Source organism: Pseudomonas sp. MWU349, assembly GCF_017947325.1.
Lineage (GTDB): Bacteria > Pseudomonadota > Gammaproteobacteria > Pseudomonadales > Pseudomonadaceae > Aquipseudomonas > Aquipseudomonas protegens.
The window spans coordinates 628036-650107 of sequence record NZ_JAFEVP010000001.1; the positions used below are offsets into that span (position 1 = coordinate 628036).

Annotated in this window: 20 protein-coding genes; 6 read left to right on the forward strand and 14 right to left on the reverse strand. The window is 64.3% G+C overall.

What is annotated here, in order from left to right; translation table 11 throughout:
• Positions 1 to 30 precede the first annotated feature (30 nt).
• Positions 31 to 1164, reverse strand: coding sequence for a branched-chain amino acid ABC transporter substrate-binding protein (locus KCG88_RS02720; protein ID WP_047287425.1), 1134 nt, complete (start codon positions 1162 to 1164; stop codon positions 31 to 33).
• Positions 1165 to 1285: 121 nt separating this feature from the next.
• Positions 1286 to 2539 carry a methionine gamma-lyase gene (locus KCG88_RS02725; protein WP_210711685.1) on the reverse strand — a complete coding sequence of 418 codons (1254 nt, stop codon included), beginning with the start codon at positions 2537 to 2539 and terminating at the stop codon, positions 1286 to 1288.
• A 124-nt stretch (positions 2540 to 2663) separates the two neighbouring features.
• On the opposite strand from KCG88_RS02725, the gene KCG88_RS02730 reads away from it, so the two are divergent.
• Positions 2664 to 3134: an Lrp/AsnC family transcriptional regulator gene (locus KCG88_RS02730; RefSeq protein WP_011061793.1), complete on the forward strand. Its 471-nt coding sequence runs from the start codon at positions 2664 to 2666 to the stop codon at positions 3132 to 3134.
• Positions 3135 to 3221: 87 nt separating this feature from the next.
• Here KCG88_RS02730 and KCG88_RS02735 read toward each other — a convergent pair whose 3' ends face one another.
• From KCG88_RS02735 to KCG88_RS02750, 4 genes are all read right to left on the reverse strand, one after another.
• Complete coding sequence (locus tag KCG88_RS02735) at positions 3222 to 3731, reverse strand: flavin reductase family protein (RefSeq protein ID WP_019094510.1); 510 nt, start codon at positions 3729 to 3731, stop codon at positions 3222 to 3224.
• Between the two features lie 106 nt (positions 3732 to 3837).
• Positions 3838 to 4872: a methionine synthase gene (locus KCG88_RS02740; protein ID WP_026020140.1), complete on the reverse strand. Its 1035-nt coding sequence runs from the start codon at positions 4870 to 4872 to the stop codon at positions 3838 to 3840.
• Between the two features lie 27 nt (positions 4873 to 4899).
• Positions 4900 to 5883: a DUF1852 domain-containing protein gene (locus tag KCG88_RS02745; protein ID WP_210711686.1), complete on the reverse strand. Its 984-nt coding sequence runs from the start codon at positions 5881 to 5883 to the stop codon at positions 4900 to 4902.
• Positions 5884 to 6236: 353 nt separating this feature from the next.
• Positions 6237 to 7151, reverse strand: coding sequence for a LysR family transcriptional regulator (locus KCG88_RS02750; RefSeq protein WP_019094508.1), 915 nt, complete (start codon positions 7149 to 7151; stop codon positions 6237 to 6239).
• Positions 7152 to 7257: 106 nt separating this feature from the next.
• Here KCG88_RS02750 and KCG88_RS02755 point away from each other — a divergent pair, with 106 nt between their 5' ends.
• The 5 genes from KCG88_RS02755 (at position 7258) to KCG88_RS02775 (ending at position 13202) form a co-directional block, all read left to right on the forward strand.
• Complete coding sequence (locus KCG88_RS02755) at positions 7258 to 8997, forward strand: amidohydrolase (RefSeq protein WP_047287416.1); 1740 nt, start codon at positions 7258 to 7260, stop codon at positions 8995 to 8997.
• Between the two features lie 186 nt (positions 8998 to 9183).
• Positions 9184 to 10239: a sugar phosphate isomerase/epimerase family protein gene (locus KCG88_RS02760; protein WP_210711687.1), complete on the forward strand. Its 1056-nt coding sequence runs from the start codon at positions 9184 to 9186 to the stop codon at positions 10237 to 10239.
• A 20-nt stretch (positions 10240 to 10259) separates the two neighbouring features.
• Positions 10260 to 11147: an alpha/beta hydrolase gene (locus KCG88_RS02765; RefSeq protein WP_047287411.1), complete on the forward strand. Its 888-nt coding sequence runs from the start codon at positions 10260 to 10262 to the stop codon at positions 11145 to 11147.
• A gap of 144 nt (positions 11148 to 11291) precedes the next feature.
• On the forward strand, positions 11292 to 11891 hold the full coding sequence (locus KCG88_RS02770) for a TetR/AcrR family transcriptional regulator (protein ID WP_047337097.1): 600 nt from the start codon (positions 11292 to 11294) through the stop codon (positions 11889 to 11891).
• Positions 11892 to 12023: 132 nt separating this feature from the next.
• Positions 12024 to 13202, forward strand: coding sequence for a sugar transporter (locus KCG88_RS02775; RefSeq protein ID WP_047287408.1), 1179 nt, complete (start codon positions 12024 to 12026; stop codon positions 13200 to 13202).
• Positions 13203 to 13271: 69 nt separating this feature from the next.
• Here KCG88_RS02775 and KCG88_RS02780 read toward each other — a convergent pair whose 3' ends face one another.
• The 8 genes from KCG88_RS02780 to KCG88_RS02815 all read right to left on the reverse strand — a co-directional run bounded on the left by KCG88_RS02780 (position 13272) and on the right by KCG88_RS02815 (position 22064).
• Positions 13272 to 14486 (reverse strand): MFS transporter, encoded by a 1215-nt coding sequence (locus KCG88_RS02780; protein WP_047287406.1) that lies wholly within the window; start codon positions 14484 to 14486, stop codon positions 13272 to 13274.
• 3 nt (positions 14487 to 14489) lie between these two features.
• Positions 14490 to 15308, reverse strand: a complete 819-nt coding sequence (locus KCG88_RS02785) for an ABC transporter ATP-binding protein (protein WP_241774745.1) — start codon at positions 15306 to 15308, stop codon at positions 14490 to 14492.
• A gap of 8 nt (positions 15309 to 15316) precedes the next feature.
• Positions 15317 to 16384 (reverse strand): iron ABC transporter permease, encoded by a 1068-nt coding sequence (locus tag KCG88_RS02790; protein WP_210711688.1) that lies wholly within the window; start codon positions 16382 to 16384, stop codon positions 15317 to 15319.
• On the reverse strand, positions 16381 to 17514 hold the full coding sequence (locus KCG88_RS02795; protein ID WP_210711689.1) for an ABC transporter substrate-binding protein: 1134 nt from the start codon (positions 17512 to 17514) through the stop codon (positions 16381 to 16383). The genes KCG88_RS02790 and KCG88_RS02795 overlap by 4 nt, the downstream gene beginning before the upstream one ends.
• On the reverse strand, positions 17501 to 18373 hold the full coding sequence (locus KCG88_RS02800) for a PepSY-associated TM helix domain-containing protein (protein ID WP_246882539.1): 873 nt from the start codon (positions 18371 to 18373) through the stop codon (positions 17501 to 17503). The genes KCG88_RS02795 and KCG88_RS02800 overlap by 14 nt, the downstream gene beginning before the upstream one ends.
• Before the next feature lie 16 nt (positions 18374 to 18389).
• A complete protein-coding gene (locus KCG88_RS02805; protein WP_210711691.1) occupies positions 18390 to 20621 on the reverse strand; it encodes a TonB-dependent siderophore receptor in 2232 nt (743 codons plus the stop codon).
• A gap of 177 nt (positions 20622 to 20798) precedes the next feature.
• Positions 20799 to 21701: an AraC family transcriptional regulator gene (locus tag KCG88_RS02810; RefSeq protein WP_210711692.1), complete on the reverse strand. Its 903-nt coding sequence runs from the start codon at positions 21699 to 21701 to the stop codon at positions 20799 to 20801.
• A gap of 129 nt (positions 21702 to 21830) precedes the next feature.
• The gene (locus KCG88_RS02815) at positions 21831 to 22064 is read right to left on the reverse strand and encodes a hypothetical protein (protein WP_210711693.1); all 234 of its coding nucleotides are present in this window, start codon (positions 22062 to 22064) and stop codon (positions 21831 to 21833) included.
• Between the last annotated feature and the right edge of the window lie 8 nt (positions 22065 to 22072).

Below are 22072 nucleotides of genomic sequence, written 5' to 3' on the forward strand. Positions count from 1 at the left end.
TGCCCTGGCAGGCGGCACCCGGTGCCCGGCTTACAGCCCGGCGTTTTCCGCCGCTACGCTTTTCGGCTTGCCGTAGTGCCATTCATAGACCACGAACTTGAAGTCCTTGAGGTCGCCTTTCTCGTCGAAGCTCAGGTCGCCGGTGGGTGTCTTGAAGGTGCCCTTGTGGATCGCCTCGGCGACTTTTTCCGGGTCTTCGCTCTTGGCCGCGGCGATGCCGCCGGCAATGACTTCCACGGCCGAGTAGGACGGCAGCACGAACGGGCCGCTGGGGTTTTCCTTCTTGGCTTCGAAGGCTTCCACCAGGGCCTTGTTGGCCGGGTCCTGGTCGAAGGACTTGGGCAGGGTCACCAGCATGCCTTCGGAAGCGTCCTTGGCGATCTGCGAGATCGAGTCGTTGCCCACGCCTTCAGGCCCCATGAAGCGTGCGGTCAGGCCCTTTTCCTTGGCCTGGCGCAACAGCAGGCCCATTTCCGGGTGGTAGCCGCCGAAGTAGACGAAATCCACATTGGCCTGCTTGAGCTTGGCCAGGATCGAGGAGTAGTCGCGTTCGCCGACGTTGATGCCCTCGAACATCGCCACCTTGATGCCTTCCTTGCCGAGGATGTCCTTGACCGAGCTGGCAATGCCTTCGCCGTACTGTTGCTTGTCGTGCAGCACCGCCACATTGCTCGGCTTGAGCTGGGCGATGTAGCGTGCCGCCGCCGGGCCCTGGGCGTTGTCCAGGCCGATGGTGCGGAACACCATCTTGTAGCCACGGGCGGTCAGCTCTGGGCTGGTGGCGGCCGGGGTGATCATCACGATGCCTTCGTCTTCGTAGATGTCCGACGCGGGCTGGGTGGAGCTGGAGCACAGGTGTCCGACCACGAACTTGACGCCGTCGTTGACCACCTTGTTGGCCACGGCTACCGCTTGCTTGGGGTCGCAGGCATCGTCGTATTCCACGGCCACCAGTTGCTTGCCGTCGACGCCACCCTTGGCGTTGATCTGCTCGATGGCCATGCGCGCGCCGCTGAACTGCATGTCACCGTATTGCGCCACCGGGCCGGTCTTGGCCCCGGCGATGCCGATCCGGATGCTGTCGGCTGCCAGGGAATGGCAGGCCAGGCCGGCAAGGATCATGGCGCTGAGCAGTTGGGTGGCTTTGTTATTGATACGACTCATGGGTTGTTCCACTCCTGTGGGTTACGGTTCTAAGGGTATTGCGGGTGTTGCCTGGGCTGCCGGCGCCCGGGCGCCGGCAGGGTGTTGTAGTCGGCTTTGCCGCCAGATGTGCTGATCCTGCTCAAGGCAGGGCCTTGCCGATCCGGCCCACGGCCTCCAGGGTGGGGCGCGCGGGTTCGGCGCTGGCGTCCAGGGCCTGGGCGATGTCGGCCAGCAAGTCGGCGATGTCTTCCAGCCCCACCGACAGCCGTACCAGGCCTTCGGCGATGCCATGTTCGGCCCGTTCCTCCTGGGTGTAGGTGGAGTGGGTCATGCTCGCCGGGTGCTGGGCCAGGGATTCGGCATCCCCCAGGCTGACCGCGCGGCTGAACAGCCCCAGGGCGTTCATGAAGCGTTGCCCGCTGGCCAGCCCGCCCTTGAGTTCGAAGGCGATCATGCCGCCGGGCAGCTTCATCTGTCTTGCGGCCAGGGCGTGTTGGGCAAAGGATGCCAGCCCCGGGTAGGCGACCCAGGCCACGGCGGGGTGGTCCTGGAGGAACTGGGCGACGGCCTGGGCGTTGGCGCAATGGCGATCCATGCGCAGGGCCAGGGTCTTGAGGCCGCGCATCAGGAGAAAGGCGTCCTGGGGCGAGAGTACCGCGCCGGTCAGGTCCTTCAGGCCCTGCAGGCGGATGCGTTCGGCCAGGGCCTGGCGGGTGACCACGATGCCGGCGGTGATGTCGCCATGGCCGCTGAGGTACTTGGTGGCCGAGTGCAGCACCAGGTCGGCGCCCAGTTCCAGCGGGCGCTGCAGGTAAGGTGTGCAGTAGGTGTTGTCCACCGCCACGAGCAGGTCGGGATACTGGCGGGCCACCTGGGCCACGGCGGCGATGTCCACCAGTTGCATGTTGGGGTTGGCCGGGGTTTCGAAATAGATCATCCGCGTGGCCGGGCCGATGGCCGCCCGCAGCTCGCCCAGGTCGGTCAGGTCGACATGGCGTACCTTGACGCCGAATTCGCCAAGGCCGTGGTGCAGCAGGGCAAAGGTGCAGCCGTACAAAGTCTGGCCGACGATGACCTCGTCGCCCGGGCGCAGCAGGGTCCACAAGGTCGCGGCAATCGCCCCCATGCCGGAGCCGAACGCCACGGCCGCCTCGCCGTTTTCCAGGGCGGCCATGCGCGCTTCCAGCAACGCCAGGGTCGGGTTGCCGATGCGGGTGTAGAAGTAGCCGGGTTCTTCACCGGCAAAACAGCCGGCGCCGTATTCGGCGGTGGCGAAGGTGAAGGTGGAGGTCAGGTAGATCGGCGGGATCAGCGCGCCCTGATGCTCCTGGGGGTTGTAGCCGTGATGGATGGCACGGGTGGAAAAACCAAGGTCACTGTTTTTATTGTTCATGGTGAACGCTCCCGGATTTGCTCTAATGCTATGCTCAAATCCGGCGCAATAATTTCCAATATCGGCCCTTTAAAACCGAATAATTGGAATAAATAACCATAAAAATAAGATAAAAAGGTAAGACATGCCCCTCGATCTGGACCGTATCGACAAAGCCCTGCTGATCGCCCTGCAAGACAACGCCCGGCTGACCAATGCCGAGCTGGCGGACAGCGTCGCCTTGACCACCTCGCCGTGCTGGCGCCGGGTGAAGATTCTCGAAGAGAGCGGGGTGATTACCGGTTACCAGGCGATCCTCTCGCCCAAGGCGCTGGGCTATGGGGTCACCGCCTTTGTCAGCGTGATGATGGAATCCCACTCCCAGGACACCGCCCGGGCCTTCGAGCAGCGGCTGCTGGAGATCCCGGAAATCATCGCCTGCCACAACGTCTCCGGGCGCTACGACTTTCTCCTCGAAGTGCTGGCCAAGGACCTGGAATCCTTCGGCGAATTCGCCCGTGAAGTGTTGCAGACCCTGCCGGCGGTGAAGGAGATCTATTCGAGCTTTTCCTTCAAGTCGGTCAAGCCGTTGCGGCAGATTCCGGTACAAGAGTGAGCGCAGGTGGGGCGCCAGCGTCCCTTCGCTTCACACGCAACCTTGCTGTCTGAAACAGGCCCTCAGCGAAGGAACGCCGGCCAGGGCTCACACCGCGCCCGGGGCCGCGAGGTTGCAATATTGCCCTTTGAAATACAGCAATGGCTGCGCAGCGGTCGCTTGCTGCAGGTTCAGCGCCTTGACTTCACCGATCACGATCAGGTGGTCACCTGCGACGTGTTCGGCGTGAATTTCACAATCGAGCCAGTGCAGGCTGCCGGCAATGATCGGGTTGCCCAGCGGCGATTCCTGCCATTGAACTCCCTGCCACTTGTCCGTGCCTTTGCTTGCGAACTGGTTGGAAATCCTGACCTGCTCGCCGGACAGGATATTGACCATGAAGCGGCCCGCCTGACGAATCTTGGGATAGCTGGCCGAGCTGGACATGACGCTGAATGACACCAGCGGCGGGCTCATCGACACGCTATAGAACGACTGGCACGTAAAGCCGAGCGGCTCGCCATCAACCTGTGAGGTAATCACCGTGATGCCGGATGCGTAGTGCCCGAGCGCTTCGCGAAAGCGCATTGGCTCGATAGCCGTACTGGGAAGTGACATGGCGGGTCCTGAATATTGGGTACTGTCCGACAGCGCGCAGACGGGTAAAGCGGTCGCTTTTCAATCCACCGCTTCACCCCTTTGGCACACCACTTGCGGCCTTAGCTCAGCGCAGGTTCGAGAGTTCTCTTCGGATGATTTCTGCGCCGGCACTCAAAGCCTTCAGCTTGCCCCTTGCCACGCCACGGGATAAGGGCGCCATGCCACAGTTGGTGCAGGGATAGAGCTTGTCGGCATCCACGAACTGCAATGCTTTGCGCAGGGTGTCGGCCACTTCCTCGGGTGTTTCAATGGTGTTGGAGGCCACATCAATGGCCCCGACCATCACCTTCTTGCCTCTGATGAGTTCAATGAGATCCATTGGGACATGAGAGTTGTGACATTCCAGCGAGACTATATCGATACTGGATTTCTGCAGCTTGGGGAACGCTTCTTCATATTGCCGCCACTCTGACCCCAGGGTCTTTTTCCAGTCCGTATTGGCCTTGATGCCATAGCCATAGCAAATGTGTACCGCCGTTTCGCATTTAAGACCTTCGATGGCTCTTTCCAGGGTGGCCACACCCCAGTCATTCACTTCATCGAAGAAGACGTTAAAGGCGGGCTCATCAAACTGGATGATATCCACGCCGGCCGCCTCCAGCTCCCTGGCTTCCTGGTTGAGGATCTTGGCGAATTCCCAGGCCAGTTTTTCGCGGCTTTTGTAATGGCTGTCATAAAGCGTGTCGATCATCGTCATCGGGCCTGGCAGAGCCCACTTTATGGGTTGCTCGGTCTGCTGGCGCAGAAACTTGGCATCTTCCACGAAAACCGGCTTCTGGCGACTGACAGCCCCCACCACCGTGGGCACGCTCGCATCATAGCGATCACGAATCCTGACGGTTTCACGTTTTGCAAAATCAACGCCGCTGAGGTGTTCGATGAACGTCGTGACAAAGTGCTGACGTGTCTGCTCGCCATCACTGACGATATCAATGCCTGCTTGCTGTTGTTCCTGCAGTGACAAGCGCAAGGCGTCCTGCTTGCCTTCAACCAGTTCTTCCTCTTGCAACTTCCAGGGCGACCAGAGTGTTTCAGGTTGTGCAAGCCAGGAAGGTTTAGGCAAGCTGCCGGCAGTTGAAGTGGGTAACAACTTTTTCATCATGGGTGACCTTGTATTTTTGATGAGTCAAAGAGCGTAATTGGCGGACCACTGCTCAAGAATGGTCTGGTATGGCTTGATGAAGTTGTTCTCGACAAACTGCCCTTGCTCAATCGCCAGGCGGCTGCGTTCTTCTCGGTCATAGACAATTCGAGTCAATGAATAGTCCTGGTGCTTCAGGCTCGGTTGATAGGATTTGCCTGCTGCAGAGTTGGCATTGTAGATCTCTGGCCGGTAGATCTTCTGGAAGGTGTCCATCGTGCTGATGGTGCTGATCAGTTCCAGGTTTGTGTAATCACTGAGCAAATCGCCGGCAAAGTAGAAAGCCAGAGGCGCAACACTGTTGGACGGCATGAAGTAGCGAACCTTCAACCCCATCTTGTTGAAGTATTCATCTGTTAGAGAATATTCGTCCTGCTGGTATTCAATGCCCAGTACAGGGTGCTGGTTTTCAGTCCGATGGTAGGTCTTGCTGCTCGAAACGCTCAGGCAGATCACCGGTGGCTTGTTGAAGTTTTCCTTGTAAGTGCTGGAGTTGATGAAGTGCTTGAATAGCTTTCCATGCAGCTCTCCAAAGTTTTCCGGAATGCTGAACTTTGGTCGCTCCCTGTTGTGCTCCGGCAACAGCACGCTGAAGTCGTAGTCCCGTACGTAAGAGGAAAAGTTGTTTCCTACAACGCCATCAAAACGTTCGTTGGTCTTTCGATCGAAAATATTGGTTTTCAATATTTCAATCAGGGGGATGGCATGGCCACTGCTTTGAGGGTCGATGTCCATCTCCACGGAGATGATTTCAAGCTCGACGGTATAACGATCGCCCTTGGGGTTATCCCAATGCGCCAAGGCATTGAAGCGGTTGTCAATCATCCTCAAGGTATTGCGCAAGTTCTCTTGGCGACTCTTGCCCCTGGCCAAGTTGGCAAAGTTGGTGGTGATGCGCGTATTTTCGGACGGGTGATAATCTTCGTCGAAGCAAATGCTCTTGATGGTGAATGTGAAATCGTTGTTCATTGTGATCTGGCATCCTGATTTCCGAGATAAGTCCTGAACTTGTTTATTGGCTTTCAGTGCTTTCCAGTGTTGTTGCTGGCTGCTTTTACTCGGTAGTCTTTATGTTGTCTATTATTGAGGCGCATCTTATGTCGAGCTATTAATTGAGTACTAATGAATTGATTTCACCAGGTCTTTAGTCACATTCATGATGTGATATTCACTCAATCGCAAAAGCCTATTTGCCCCAGTATTCATCGCCCGGCCAAACCACTGGTTGAGGGTGTGCCGGGGCTCTGGGGCAATCCGACCCCTGGTGGCCGCGGCGGTACTCGACAGGGCCGCCAGCGCCAGATGGGCCGGGAGCTGGTCCATCAATGCAATTGCTGCTCGTCCAGGTAGCGGTTCAGGCATTGGATGAAGGCCTGGTGCTTGCGGGTCTGGCGCCTGTGGGCGGGGTAGATCACATGGATCCTCGGGCCGAACTGCTCCGGGTCCAGCTGCGCCTCGGGCAGCAGTTGCACCAGCTCGCCGCGACGCAGGTAGGGCGCGGCGCTCCACTGCGGGCACAGTTGCAGGCCCAGCCCGGCCAGTAGGGCACCGAACAGGAAATCGTAATTGTCACTGGCCAGCCGCGGCACCGGCTGGGGCACGCGCTGCTGCTCGCCATTCAAGGTGAAGCGCCAGAAATGCGGGTTCAGTGCCGGGTGACGGAAGATCAGCCAGTCATGCTCGGCAAAATGCGCCGGGGTCACCGGCAAGGGCTGGCGCTGCAGATAGCGCGGGCTGGCGCAGAGCAGGATGCGGTTGGCCGTCAGCGGGCGGGCGATCAGGTCCGGCAGTTCCACCGGCCCGTCGCGCACCGCCAGGTCATAGCCGCCACTTTGCAAGTCGACGAATTCGTCGGTGAGCTCCACGTCCAGGCGCATCTGCGGGTACTGCTCAAGAAAGCCGTAGCAGGCGCCATTGAGAAAGGCCGGGGCGAAGGAGGGCGGCGCCACCAGGCGCAGGGTGCCGCACATTTCCTGCTGCAGGCGCTCGATGTCTTCCCCGGCCTGTTGCAGTTGGCGCAATACCTGCCGGGCGCTGGCCAGGTAGATATGTCCGGCCTCGGTGAGGGCGATCCGGCGTGTGGAGCGCTCCAGCAAGCGGGTGCCGAGCTGGCTTTCCAGGTGGCTCACTGCCTTGGTCAGGGCCGAGGTGGTCTTGCCCAGGCACGCGGCGGCGCGGGTGAAGCTGCCCTGATCGACCGTGGTCACGAACATGGTGATGGCGCCCAGCTGGTCCATTGCAGTCTTGCCTCTTTGGAAAGGATGGGTTGCGCGAAGCAGTATTCTTAAGCACCGATGACTTGGCTAGTCTCTGGCGCATTCTGAGCCAAGGGTGCGAACAACAATGAAAAAGACGCTGAATATCACGCTGGCCTCGGCCCTGGCCCTGGTCTCGCTGCACAGCCAGGCAGCGGTGGACCTGGTGCTGCACAACGCCAAGGTGTTCACCGCCGAGCAGGGCCAACCCCTGCAACAGGCGGTGGCGGTGGAGCAGGGGCGCATCGTCATGGTCGGCAGCGATGCCCAGGTGCTGGCGCTGAAGGCCCCGGGCACCCAGGTCATCGACCTGCAGGGCAAGGTGCTGATGCCGGGGTTCATCGACAGCCACAGCCATGCCATCTTCGGGGGCCTGAAGCTCAAGGCCGCTGACCTGGAAAGCCAGCAACTGCCCCTGGACGAGCTGGAACAGCGCCTGCGCGGCTGGCGCGATGACGGCAAGGCGCGGCATGGCGAGATCCTCAGCGTCAGCGGTTTTCCCTCGACCTACTGGAGCCAGGTGGACGCCCTGGAACAGCGCTTCAACCAGGGCGAATGGGCCGATGTACCGATTCTGTTCGTTGGCTGGGACTACCACACCGGCTGGGCCAACCGCGCCATGCTCAAGCGCGGCGGCATAGACGCCGCGCGGGTCAAGGCGCTGCAGGGCGAGGCCCAGGCCACCATCGGCCATCACCCGGACAGCAGCCCCAACGGTTTTGTCGCCGATGCCGGGCTCTCGGCCCTGACCTCGCAACTGCCGCCGCCGAGCTTCGAGCAGTTGCTCGACGCCGGGCGCGCCGCCCGCGACCTCAACCTGAGCCTGGGCATCACCGCGCTGATGGACCCGGCGGCCAACGCCACCCCGGGCGATGCGCTGTTCGCCATGCATCCCACGGCCCAGACCGTCGGTGTGCTGCCGGTGTACAAGGCGCTGGCGCAGAAGGGCGAGCTGACCCAGCGAGTCGCGGCCCTGATGGTGGCCAATCCCAAGAGCCGCCCGGCGGACCTGCAAGTGCTGGAGCAGGTGCGCCAGCAGTTCCTCGGGGTGCCGAACCTGAGCCTGCCGGGGATCAAGATCTTCGCCGACGGTGTCGCCGAGTTTCCGGCGCAGACCGCTTCGCTGCTGACCCCCTACAAGAACTCGAAGAAGGACGGCGAACTGCTGATCGACCCGGCGCATTTCGGCGAGCTGGTCAGCGCCGCCGATGCCCGTGGCTGGCTGGTGCATGTGCATGCCATTGGCGACCGCGCGGTGCGCGAATCCCTCAACGGCATCGAGCAGGCGCGACGTGATCGCCAGAGTGGGGTGGTGCACTCCATCACCCACTTGCAGATGGTCAACCCCAAGGAGTTCGCCCGCTTCAAGCCACTGGACGTGATTGCCTCCATGCAGCTGTACTGGGCCGCCGCCGATGAGCTGAGCATCGATTTGCTCCAGCCCTACATCAGCGCCATGCAGTTCCAGTTCATGTACCCGGCACGCTCGCTGCTGAAGAACGGCGCCACCATCGCCGGGGCCAGCGACTGGCCGGTGAGCACCCCGGAACCCTGGAAGGCCATCGCCCAGGCCATCAGCCGCAAGGGCCCCAAGGGTGTGTTGAACAAGGACGAAGGCATCGACCGGGAAACCATGTTCTACGCCTACACCCGCAACGCCGCGCGGGCCATTGGCCTGGAGCAGCAGATCGGCAGCCTGGCCCCGGGCAAGCAGGCCGACCTGATCGTTCTTGACCGCGATGTGTTCCAGGTACCCCAGGAGCAACTGGCGGATACCCAGGTACTGACGACCTATTTTGCCGGGCGCGAGGTGTACCGTCGGCCGTGATTCTGCGGTGATGCAGAGCGGACCCGCGATCTTGATCGCGGTTTTTTTTTGCCGACGCCTTCGCTGGCAAGCCAGCTCCTACAGGTGATCAGCTCGTCTCCAAGCACTTTTCTGCACGGCGATGATTGACGCGATCAGAGCGCATCCCTATTCTTTGTCGACCAACAAAGAATAGGGAGCAGTTCGATGAAAACCCTCAAGGGTCCCAGCCTGCATCTGGCGCAATTCAGCGCCGAGACGGCGCCGTTCCACAATTTGCCGGCGATTGCCCAATGGGCCGCCGACCTGGGTTTCAAGGCGCTGCAGATCCCTGCCTGGGATGCGCGGTTGTTCGACGTCGCCACGGCGGCCGAGAGCCAGGACTACTGCGATGAACTCAAGGGCCAGCTGGCGCAGCAGGGCCTGCAGATCAGCGAGCTGACCAGCCATATCTTCGGCCAGCTGGTGGCGGTGCACCCGGCCTACGATGCGATGTGCGACAACTTCGCGCCGCCAGCGCTGCGCGGCAATCCGCAAGCCAGAACGGCTTGGGCCATAGAACAGATGAAGCTGGCGGCCAAGGCTTCGCGACGCCTGGGGTTGAGTGAGCTGGGCACCTTTTCCGGGTCCCTGGCCTGGCCTTATCTGTTTCCCTTTCCCCAGCGCCCCGAGGGCCTGATCGAGACGGCGTTCGACGAGCTGGTGCGGCGCTGGCGGCCGATCCTCGATGCCTGCGACGAGCAGGGGGTCAACCTGTGCTACGAGATCCACCCCAGCGAGGACCTGCACGACGGCACCAGCTTCGAACGCTTCTATGAATTGGTGGACCATCACCCGCGTTGCAACATCCTCTTCGACCCCAGCCACTTCGTGCTGCAACAGCTGGACTACCTGAGTTACCTGGACATCTACCACGAGCGCATCCGCATGTTTCACGTCAAGGATGCCGAGTTCAATCCCAGCGGCCGCCAGGGCATCTACGGCGGCTACAGCGCCTGGGTCGAGCGCGCCGGGCGCTTCCGTTCCCTGGGCGATGGCCAGGTGGACTTCAAGGGGATCTTTTCCAAGCTGGCGCAATACGACTACCCGGGCTGGGCGACCCTGGAATGGGAGTGCTGCCTCAAGGACCAGGAAGACGGTGCCCGGGAAGGGGTGGCCTTCATCAACCAGCACATGATCCAGGTCACCCAGCGCATCTTCGATGACTTCGCCGGCGCGCAGATCGACCGCCAACAGATCAACGCCATGCTCGGCATTGCCTGACCCCTCAGCGAGAACACACCATGAACGCTTTGATTGACACCCTCCAGGCCGACAGCCTCGACCTGGCTCACCGCTATGTGCGCGTCGATGGCCAGCGCATCCACTGTGTCATCGCCGGCACGGGCCGGCCGGTGCTGCTGATTCCCGGCTGGCCGCAGACCTGGTACGCCTGGCGTCAGGTGATCCAGGCCCTGGCTGCCCAAGGCTTCCAGGCCATTGCCGTGGACCCGCCGGGCAGCGGCCAGTCCGACCGCCCGGAGCACGGCTACGACACCGGCCATGTGGCCGGGGTGCTGCACCAGGTGATGGGGCAGTTGGGTTTCGAGCGCTACAGCGTGGTCGGCCACGACGTCGGCATGTGGATCGCCTACGCCCTGGCCAGCGACCATCCCCAGGCGGTGGAGCGCCTGGCGCTGACCGAGGCGGTGATTCCCGGGCTGGCGGATGCACCACCGATTTTCGTCGCGCCGGAGCAGAACATCTTTCTCTGGCACTTCATGTTCAACCAGCTGCGGGATTTGCCGGAAGCCTTGATCGCCGGGCGCGAGCGGGCCTACCTGAATTACATCTTCGACCACTGGTCCCATCGCCGCGAGGCGGTGGCCGCCGAAGTCTACATCGAGGCCTACGCTGCCCCGGGCGGGTTGCGCGCAGGCTTCGCCTATTACCGGGCGATCCCCGAGACGGTGCGCCAGAATCAGTTGCGCGCGCAGCGGCCGCTGACCATGCCGGTGCTGGCCATTGGTGCCGAGCACGCCACCAACGATGCACCTCTGCTGACCCTGCAGGGCCATGCCAATGACCTGCGCGGGGCCATTGTCCAGGACTGCGGGCACTTCATCATGGAAGAGGCACCGGAGGAGTTTCTCGCGCTGCTGCTGCCGTTTCTGCAGGAGGGCCGTGACTGAGGCCGGGCGCAGGCAAGGCCGCGGCCACGGAAATTGGCCGCGGCTGGCGCAAATCTAATATCATTTCGTCCCGGCGCCCTGCGCCAACCGGCTGTTCGGGCTCAACCGAACGCCTTCCCTGTCCCGACGAGATACCCGACCCCCATGGCTGGAAGACCCCGCGAATTCGACCGTCACCAGGCACTGCGCCAGGCGCTCGAACTGTTCTGGCGCCGTGGTTTCGAAACCACCTCCATGGCCGACCTGGTGGCCGCCTTGGGCATCGCCTCGGCGCGCATCTATGCCGCCTTCGGCTCCAAGGAGGCGTTGTTTCGCGAGGCCATCGAGCTGTACGAAAGCCAGGAAGGCGGTTTCGCCGACCTGGCCCTGCAAGAGCCCTGTGCCTACGTCGCCATCGAGCGCATGCTGCAAGAAGCGGTGGCACTCTACACCCGGGCCGACGGCCCCCGTGGCTGCATGGTGGTGGCCTCGGCGGTGAACTGCTCAAGCGACAACGACAGCGTGCGCGAGTGGCTGGCCGAACATCGCCGGGCGCGTACCGCAAGCATTATCCAGCGCCTGGAAGCCGCGCAGCAGGCGGGTGAACTGCCCGGCCACATCGATGCAACTTCACTGGGCGATTATTACTCTACGGTGCTCCACGGGCTGTCGGTGCAAGCCCGCGACGGCGTCAGCGCGGCGCGCCTGCTGCAGGGCGTGGCGCTGGCCATGCAGGTCTTTGCGCAAACCGCCCAAGGGAATTGAAGCGGGGCTGCACCCTGGCTCCGCCTGGGAGCCTTTGCCCGCAATCCGGGAGCAGCAACGCTGGCCCGGGTTGTGCATTTTTTCAGCGGGTCCCGGACCCGTTCCATCATCGAAAGAGTATGACGCCCCCCCATGAGTGATTCCGCGGCGACACCCCAAGGCAACTGGCAGCCGGTCATCGCGCTGGCGTTGGCGGCCTTTGTCTTCAACACCACCGAGTTCGTACCGGTGGGCCTGCTCAGCGCCATCGGCGCCAGCTTCGACCTGCCCACCGAGCGGGTCGGGCTGATGCTCACCATCTACGCCTGGATCGTGTCCCTGACCTCGCTGCCGGTGATGCTGCTGACCCGCAACATCGAGCGGCGCCGGCTGCTCACGGTGCTGTTCGGGCTGTTTATCGTCAGCCATGTGTTCTCCAGCCTGGCCAGCAACTTCGGCCTGCTGATGTTCAGCCGCATCGGCGTGGCCCTGGCCCATGCACTGTTCTGGTCCATCACCGCGTCCCTGGCGGTGCGCCTGGCGCCGCCGGGCAAGCAGGTGCAGGCTCTCGGGCTGCTGGCCACGGGCACCTCACTGGCCATGGTCCTGGGCATTCCCCTGGGCCGCTTGCTGGGCGAGGCCCTGGGCTGGCGCACCACGTTCGCCGTGATCGCGGCCATGGCCGGCTTGCTGGTGCTGTGGCTGATGCGCACCTTGCCGCTGCTGCCGAGCCAGAACTCCGGTTCCTTGCGCAGCCTGCCGCTGCTGTTCAAGCGCCCGGCGCTGGTGGCGATCTATGTGCTTACCGCCCTGGTGGTGACGGCGCAGTTCACCGCCTACAGCTACATCGAGCCCTTTATCAAGGTGGCGGCGGGCCTGGGGGGCGAGGTGGTGACCCTGGTCCTGCTGGTGTTCGGCGGCGCCGGGATCATCGGCTCGCTGCTGTTCAGCTGGCTGCACCGCCACAGCCCCCAGGGGTTTCTACTGACCGCGGTGGCGCTGCTGGCGCTGTGCCTGAGCCTGCTGTTGCCGCTCAATGGCCACGTCTGGTCGTTGGTGGCCCTGAGTGTGTTCTGGGGCATGGCGATCATGGGCTTCGGCCTGGCTCTGCAATCCAAGGTGCTGGTACTGGCGCCGGATGCCACCGACGTGGCGATGGCGATGTTCTCCGGGATCTACAACATCGGTATTGGCGGCGGTGCGCTGCTGGGCAGTTGGGTCGGCGGGCAACTGGGCTTTGCCTATGTCGGCCTGGCGGGTGGCGCCCTGGCGACCCTGGCCTTGCTGCTGTATAGCCTGGCCCTGGGCCGCATGAGCCGCACCAGCGTGTAGCCGCTGCCGCAGGCCGGCAGCGGCGACAGGGCCGCAGGGTTTCGACAATGCGCGTCGTTCGCCCGAAGGTTACCGGCGTCGGGCTACGGGCCAGCAGGCCACCAGTACGAGCAGCAGCGCCGCCAGCAGGTAGGGCAGGCGTGGCTCCAGCCCGTAGATCAGGGTCCCGGCCAGGGGCCCGACCACTACCCCCAGGCCCTGGGCCGCGCCGATGGAGCCGGCCGTGGCGCCCTGTTCGGCGGCCTCCACCGAGTTGCTGGCCAGGGCGGCGAAGGAGGGGAAGATCCAGCCCATGCCGGCGGCCGAAACAAAGAACCCCAGCCACAGCACCCAGGCCTGGGCCGCGAGAATGCTGGTGACGAAGCCCAGCGCCGCTACCAGGGCGCCGATGCGGATCATCCGCAGCGGCGGCCATTCCAGTTTGCGCACCACCAGTTGCGAGGCGATCAGCGCCACCCCCACCAGGGTCAGGGAAATGCCGGCGGTCTGCGCCGCGTCGGCCGGGCTCATGCCCAGGCGGTCGAGGGCGAAGAAGCCCACGGTGATTTGCGCCATGGCCACGCACAGCATCGAGACGAACGCCACCACCAGCGGCCGGCGCAGGCGCGGGTCGCCCAGGCTCACCGGCTTGGGCGGCTGCTTGAGGTGCAGTTCCTGGCGCGGCAGCCGTGCCTTGAGGAAGGCAAACCCCAGCAGCGGCAGCACCGCCAGCACATAGAACGGCAGGCTCAGACTGTGGCGCGCCAGCAATGCAGCAAGCGCCGGCCCCAGGACCAGCCCGCAGGCGTTGGCCGCCCCCAGGGACGCCATGGCCCGGGCGCGATGCTCGGGTTCGATGTTGTCGGCGATCAGCGCATAGCCGCCCACCGGAATTGCCGCATAGAACACCCCGATCAGGCCGCGGCCCAGCAGCAACCCGGCAAACGCCAGCAGCGCCGAAGGTAGGGCGTGCAGCGCCACATCGATAAACAGGCTGAGGGCGAGAAAGGCCAGGGTGAAGCCGCCGGTGCCCAGCAGCAGGATGCGCCGCCGACCGAGGCGGTCACTGGCCCGGCCCCAGGGGCGGGCCAGGAGCATCCAGATCACCCCGGAGACGGTCACCGCCATCCCCGCCTGCCAGGTGGCCAGGCCGAGAATCCGCGCAATGGGGCCGATCAGCGAAACGAACGCCATCATCGCCATGGTGCAGGCCAGGTTGGCCACCAGCAGCGGGCGCAGGTCGAAGGCCGGGGCGGCCTGGGGCGTGTCCAGGGTGTCGAGGGGCAACTGTTGAGCGTGGGTCATGGATTATCCCAGGGCTGAGTGAGAGGGCAGGCGACCGTCGACCATCACCAGCGGTCGACCGCGTACCTGTTCCAGGCTGGCGTCGACGCCATAGACGTCGCGCAGCAGTTGTGGGTTGATCACCTCCAGGGCCGGCCCGGCGGCGGCCAGGCGGCCATGGTGCAGCACCACCACCTGCTGGCTGAAACCCAGGGCCAGGTTGATGTCGTGGACCACCACCAGGGTGATCAACTGGCGCTCGCGGGTGGCTCGGGTGATGGCTTCCACGACCTGGCACTGGTGGTACAGGTCCAGGGCGCTGGTGGGTTCGTCCAGCAGCAGCACCCGGGGCTGGCGCACCAGGGCCTGGGCCAGGCCCACCAGTTGGCGCTGGCCACCGGAGAGGGCGTCGATCGGGCGGTCGGCCAAGGCGGTGAGGTCCAGGTCCTGCAGCACTTGTTCGACCCCGTGCAACACCGCCGCGCTGGGCCGGCCAGGGGCGAAACCGCCAGCGCGATGCCCGGCCATGGCCGCGCTGAGCACCGCTTCGAAGGCGCACAGGCGGGTGCGTTCCGGCAGGCTCTGGGGCAGGTAGACGATGTGCTGCGCCCGCTCCACCTGGGGCAGGCGGTTCAGATCGGTGCCATCGAGCAGCACTTGCCCGGTGGTTTTCTGCAACCCGGCGATGCCCCGCAGCAGGGTCGACTTGCCCGCCGCGTTGGGGCCGATCAGCGCGGTCACGCTGCCCCCGGCCAGGGGCGGCAGGGCCACGTCGCACAGCACCTGGCGGTTGCCGTAGTGCATGTTCAGGCCGGCGGTGCACAGGCCGGCGTTGGAGGACACAGGCGGCTTCACAGGACACCTCGACGGTTGCGCATGACGATGGCCATGAAGAAGGGAATGCCCACCAGGGCGGTGACGATACCCACCGGAATCAGCACCCCGGGGATCAGCGCCTTGCTGGCGATGGAGGCCATGGACAGGATCAGCCCGCCGCTGAGTACGCTGGCCGGCAGGAACAGCCGATGGTCTTCGCCCACCAGCAGGCGGGCGATGTGCGGGGCGATCAGGCCGATAAAGCCGATGGTGCCGACAAAGGACACCGCCAGGGCCGACAGCAGGCTGATGCGCAACAGTGACAGCAGGCGCAGGCGGCCAACGTCGATGCCGAAGCTGCGGGCCCGTTCCTCGCCCAGGGTCAGGGCGGTGAGGGCCCAGCTCTGGCGCAGGGAGAAGGGCAGGCACAGCAGCAACGCCAGGGCCAGTACCGCGAGCTTTTCCCAGGAGGCGCGGGCCAGGCTGCCCAGGGTCCAGAACACCAGTTGCTGCAGGCTGTCCTGGGTGGCGACGAATTGCAGCAGCGCCACCAGGGCGTTGAAGGCGAACACCAGGGCGATGCCGAACAGCACCAGGCTCTCCACACCGAAGCCGCGCCAGCGCGCCAGCAGGTACAGCAGGGCCACCGAGGCCAGGGCGAAGAGGAAGGCGTTGGCCGAGATCAGGTATTGCGCCGGCACCCCGGGAAGGCCCAGGCCGAGGACGATGGCCAGGGCTGCGCCGAACGCCGCGGCGGCGGATACACCGAGGGTGAAGGGGCTGGCCAGGGGGTTGTCGAGCACGGTCTGCATCTCGGCGCCGGCCAGGGCCAGGGCGGCCCCCACCAGCACCGCCATCAGGGCGTAGGGCAGGCGCACGTTCCACACGATCACCGCTTCCACCCGGGGCATCGAGCCCGGGTCCCAGAGCACCTGCAGCAGGCGCGACAGGCTCATCCCGGAAGGCCCGGTGGTGATGTCCAGGGCCAGGGACAGCAGCAGGGCCAGGGCCAGCCCGCCCAACAGCAGCACTCGGCGCCCGTGGCGCCTCTGGTAATGGCTGGCGACAAGGCTGTCCGCCACGTCGGTGGCAGCCTGGGTCATGGTTTCAGGCTCGTGGCGAACACGCCGCTGGCGGGAATCGGCATGAAGCGCTGGTACAGCTCGCGGCGGGTCTGGTCCGGGTCCAGGTCCTTGAACAGCTGCGGGTGCAGCCACTTGGCCAGGGCCTGGACCGCGATCAGGTGTTCCGGCGAGTCATAGAAGATGTGCCACAAGCCGTGCACATTGCCTTCGCGCACCGCCCGCAGTTCATTCAGCGGCGGGCGGTTGGCGGCCTGGCGCAGGCTGTCCCGGGCCTGTTGCAAGGTGGCGGAATAACCCAGGGTTACGCCGCCCTGGCCGGCGGCGAAGACCCCGGTGGCCACGTAGACGTCCGGGTCGCTGGAGAGGATGTACTCCACGTTGAGCACACCAATGGGGCCGGGTATGCGCCCGTCGGCAATGTTGCGCCCACCCGCCAGCTTGATCATTTCGCCGAAGTTGCCGGTGCCCGGGGAACCGCAGCAATCCTGCAACCCGGCGAGCATGTCGACGAAGATCTTCGGCTGCTTGATCTTGCCGGCCTTGGCCAGGGTATCGCTGACCCGGGCCAGGGACTGCTGATAGAAGGCAATGAATTCCTCGGCCCGCTGCTCACGGCCCAGGGCCTGGCCCAGCAGGCGCATGCTGGGCACGGTGTTGCCCAGGGGATGGTCGCTGAAGTCGACGAAGATCACCGCCACCCCGGCGGCCTCCAGCTGTTTCACCGCTTCGCTGTCCGGGCCGGGCCCATGGCCGCCGCTCAGGGCCATGATCGCCAGGTCCGGCTGCACCGCCAGGGCCTTTTCGACGCTGAAGGTCTCGGCCGAGGTGCCGCCCACCAGCGGCACCTTGTCGGCCTGGGGGAAGACCTTGTGATAGGCCTCGTAGCCCTGCACATCAAGGCCGCGAAAGTCCCCTTGCCAACCGGCGAGACGGGCGAACAGGTTCTGGCCTTCGAGCAGCGACAGGGAATAGATCATCCGGCCTTCACCGAGCAGGATGTGCTCGACCTTCTCCGGCACCTGGACCTGGCGCCCGGCCAGATCGGTGAGGGTTGCGGCGCTGGCCGTGGCGGCCCATAGCAGGCCCAGGGGCAGCAGGCCGAGCAAGAGCCCGCGCTGGGCCCGGCGCAAGAAATCACGGTGTGTCATGGCTAGTTTCCTTGAACGATTGGACGGCCCGGCGGGCAGCGCGCTTGCGCCACCACAGCAGCAGGCCGGTGAGGTACAGCAGGGGTAACGAAATGCCACAGAGAAAAGCCAGCCAGGCGCCGGGGGTGCCCAGCAGCAAGTGGCCATGGGCCGCGGAAAACAGCGGCTTGATCACCATCGGCTGGGCGCCGGGCCAGGTGAAGAGGTCGGGGCGTGCCAGCCAGGCACCGCTGCCGGCAATCAGCAGCAGCGGCAGGCACAGCCAGGCCGCCGCCACGTTGTGCCATTCCCGCAGGCGCCGGTTGCCCCGGCTGCCGGGACGCAGGCTGGCGGCCTTCCACCAGCTGCGCCGGCCCGGCCACCACAGGTACAGGCCACTGCCCAGGGAGCCCAGCAGCGCCAGGCCACAGAGCAGCACCAGGTTCGACCCCCAGGCTGGCGGCAGCAGCAGGTTGCGGTGCAGCGCCACCAGCTTGGCCAGCCACAGGTCCTCGAAGACGAAGAAGCCCCGGGGTTCGCCGCTATAAGGATCGATCATGGCGATGCCGGTGCCGGGACGCTCCTTGAGGGCACCGAAGACGATCACATTGTCCGATTCGAGAAAGCCCTGGCGCGGTGGGGCTGCGCCGAAGACCTTGTGCAATTGTGGGTAGGCGTCGGAGGCGGCCCTGATCCAGGCGTCCTGTTGCAGCCGCGTGCCATGCTCGCCAGGGGCCAGTTGCAGCATCTGCGCACCGACCTCCCAGCGCAGGATCGGCCCCTTGAGTTCCAGCAGCGAACCACTGAGGCCCAGCAGCGCGAGGAACAGCCCCAGGCACAGGGCCAGCCAGCGGTGCAGCCTGAGCCAGAGATCACGCATGGACAGCATCGGCGGCTTACCAGCGATAGCGCAGGCTGGCGATGACACTGCGGTCATAACCGGCGCTGCAATTGGTCAGTGAGCAGCCTTCGTAATAGCGCTTGTCGGTGAGGTTGGTGGCATTCACCGCCAGGCGCAGGCCCTTGGCCGCCGGGATCAGCTTGTCGAAGTCGTAGTGCACCGCCGCGTCCAGCAAGGTGTAGGAGGGCACGCGCTGGGTGTTGGCGGCATCGGCCTCGGTGGAGCCGATGTAACGCACCCCGGCGCCAAAGCCCAGGCCGCTGAGGGGGCCTTCGGGCGAGGTGTAGTCGGCCCACAGCGAGGCCATTTTTTCCGGGGTGTCGGTGGGGCGTTTGCCCTTCTCCAGCGGGTTGTTGCTCTTGCTCACCTCGGCGTCGTTGTAGGTCAGCGCCGCCAGCAGGTCCAGGCCCCGGGCCAGGCTGGCCTTGCCTTCGAGCTCGACGCCGCGCACGTTCACTTCGCCGGTCTGCAGGGTATTCAACGGGTTGGCGGGATCGGCGGTCTTGACGTTTTCCTGGGTCAGGTCGAACAGCGACAGGGTGATGTAGCTGTCGATGCCCGGTGGCTGGTACTTGACCCCCACTTCCGATTGCTTGGCGCTGGTGGGCTTGTACGGCGTGCCGTAGAAGTTGGTGCCCAGCACCGGGTCGAAGGACGTGGAGTAGCTGATGTAGGGCGCCAGGCCGTTGTCCGCCAGGTACACCAGCCCGGTGCGGTAGGTGAACTTTTCGTCGTCCTGCTTGCTGCCGCTGTCGTTCATGCGGTTATCGGTACGGGCGCTGGAGCGGTCCTGGCGTCCGCCGACGGTGAGCACCCAATGCTCATCGAAGGTGAACTGCTGCTGGGCGTAGACCCCGACCTGATCGGCGCGCTGCACGGTGTTGGTGAACGGCGTGCTGGGGTCGAACACGCCGCCGTGCACCGGGTTATAGATGTCGATGGGCGAAGCCGCGCCGCCGCGCAGGTAGTAGTCCTCGCGGGTGCGCCGGTAGTCGATCCCCAAAAGCGACACCATTTGCGTGCTGCCCAGGTTCCAGCGGGCCTGGGCATTGTTGTCCAGGGAGTAGGTGTCGCCGACGATGCGAAAGCGATAGGCATCGCGTTTCAATGTGCGCAGATCGGGCTCCAGGGCTCTACCGCTGGCAGTGTTGGTCAGCAGGTTGACGTGGCCGTAGCGGGCGCTGGAATTGAGGCTCCAGACGTCATTCAGGCGGTGCTCCAGCAGGTAGCCCAGGGAGTACTGGGTGCGGTCGTTGTCCAGCCCCGGTTCATCGAGGAAGACGTTGTGCCTGACCTTGCCATTGGGGTTGCCAAGCAAGGTGCCCTGGGCCGGCAGGAACACCCGCGGCGCGCCGAACGTGTCCTGGGTGTAGTCGGCCAGGAGGGTCAGGCTGGTGTCGTCGTTGGGCTTCCAGGTGAAGGAGGGCGCGAAGTACTGTTTGTCGTCCTTGATGTGATCGAACTGGGTGCCGCTGTCGCGCTCCAGACCCACCAGGCGATAGAGAAACTGCCCTTCATCGTCCAGCGGGCCGCTGAAGTCGAACTGGCCCTGGGCTCGGTCGAAGCTGCCCCCCTGGATCTGCACTTCATGGAAGGGCTTGTCCAGCGGGCGCTTGCTGATCTGGTTGACCACGCCCCCCGGCGAGTTCTGCCCGAACAGCACCGAGGCCGGGCCCTTGAGCACATCGATGCGCTCCAGGCCATAGGCTTCGACCTTGGGCCAGGCCTGGGCGGTATTGCCCTTGAGGCCATCGCGGAGCATGCCGGTGGTGACGTCGAAACCGCGGATCGAGAGGGTGTCGAAGCGCTGGCTGGCGGCGGTGGTATTGGCCTGGACCCCGGCGGTGTAGCGCAGCGCCTCGTTCACCGACTGCACCTGCTGGGCATCCATCTGGTCACGGGTGATCACGGAAATCGACTGGGGAATTTCGCTCAGGCTGGCATCGGTCTTGGTTCCGCTGAGGCTGCGCTTGGCCACGTAACCGGCCTGCGGCCCGGTGGCGGAGTCGGGCTGGGTGGCACTGATCACGCTGGTGTCCAGGGTCAGGGCGTGGTCCTGGTCGGTATCGCCATCGGCGGCCAGCGCGGCGCCGGCCTGGGTCAGCGAGAGGCCCAGGGCCAGGCCGTGGATCAGGCACGCCAGCGGGTTGCGGCCCAGAGCCGGACGCGAGACCACACAATTGACGGGACAACCTGAGGTGTTTCGGTGCGCAACGCGGCTACCCATGCTTCACTCCGTGATGGGGATTAAATGAGAATGCAAACGTATCTCATTTGTGAGCTTGGGTTGCGGGCTAAAACTTTGGCTTGAGCGACCATTTCTTTCGTTTGCGGTACGGCGCGGGGAGGGCGCCCGGATCACCAGGCGCAGCTTTGGATGGAGCAGGCTCGAGCAGGAGCGGGCTCAACGCAAGGACTTGGGCGACACCCCGAAGCGCTTGCGAAAGGCCGTGGAGAAATGCGCCGGGCTATAGCCGACCCGATAAGCCGCGCTGGAGACATTGGTCTCGCCACTGGCCAGCAAGCGATAGGCCTCGCCCAGGCGCTGCTCCTGCAGGTAGGCATAGACGCTGGTGCCAAACACCTGACGGAAACCGGCGGTGAGCTTGCGCGGGTTCAGGCCCACCTGGCGCGACAGCTCCGACAGCGAAGGCGAATCCTGCAATGAGTTGAGCAGCAGGTCGCGGGCGGCATGGATGCGCTCGATGTCCGCCGAGCTGCATGGGCTGTCCTGCTGTGGCCTGGATTCGGCCTGGGCGAGAATCCCCTCGACCCCCAGGGCGGTGAGTTCCAGGGCCTTGCCGCCCAGGTAGAAGGAGCGGGTCGGGCCCTGCAGCGGGCAGGTGAAGATCTGTTGCGCCAGGGCCAGCAGCGGTTTGCTCGCCGGCTGGCAGAACAGCATCGGGCCGCCGCCGCGCTGATCGAGCAGGCGCTCGGGTTCCAGGCCGACATTGCGGATCGAGGGGAAGTCCAGCTGCACCGTGGTGTAGCGCACCGGCACGCCGCTGGCGAACAGGTGGTCGCCGCAGTGCTCGCCCTGGTTGGCCACGGCGCACAGGGTCGGCCCGCGGATCTCCACTTCGGGCTGGCCTTCGACCCGGCAATTGAGCTGGCCGCTGAGCACCAGGATGATTTTCAGGCCTTCCCAGAGCGGCTCCTGCATCCACATCTGGCTGTCCATCAGCACGGTCCCGGTGGAGAGGGTGACCTCCGGGACTACAGCGGCCGACCCGGTGTGCTGCGGGTTGGGAAAGTGCAGGGTGGTATCCCTTTTGACAGGCTGCGGCGCAGCGTTGGGGCTGAGCATGGCGAACTCCCTGTAGACCGGAAAAGAGGCCATACGCTATCAGGAAATTGCCTTTCTGTAATTAAGAATGATTATCCTTTAGCCTTCGAGCACCGTCCTGCCGCGCTCTTTCCGGGGCGCGCCGCGCAATCAAAAGAAAAAGCCGCGCAAACGAATGTCCTGCCGATTGCCGGGTCCGGCAAATTGCTTATTAATAATCACTCTCATTTCCAGGCGCGACAGCCCTCCATGGACGACCCCTTGCTCGACAGCGCCGCAGGACCGCCGGCGACTCTTCATTCCCGCCAACCCTGACGGCGGTTTCCAGCTCATTCCAGGGGCCTGATCTTTCAGGTCCAGGGCCGCTTTTTGCTTAAAAAACATCAGGAGAC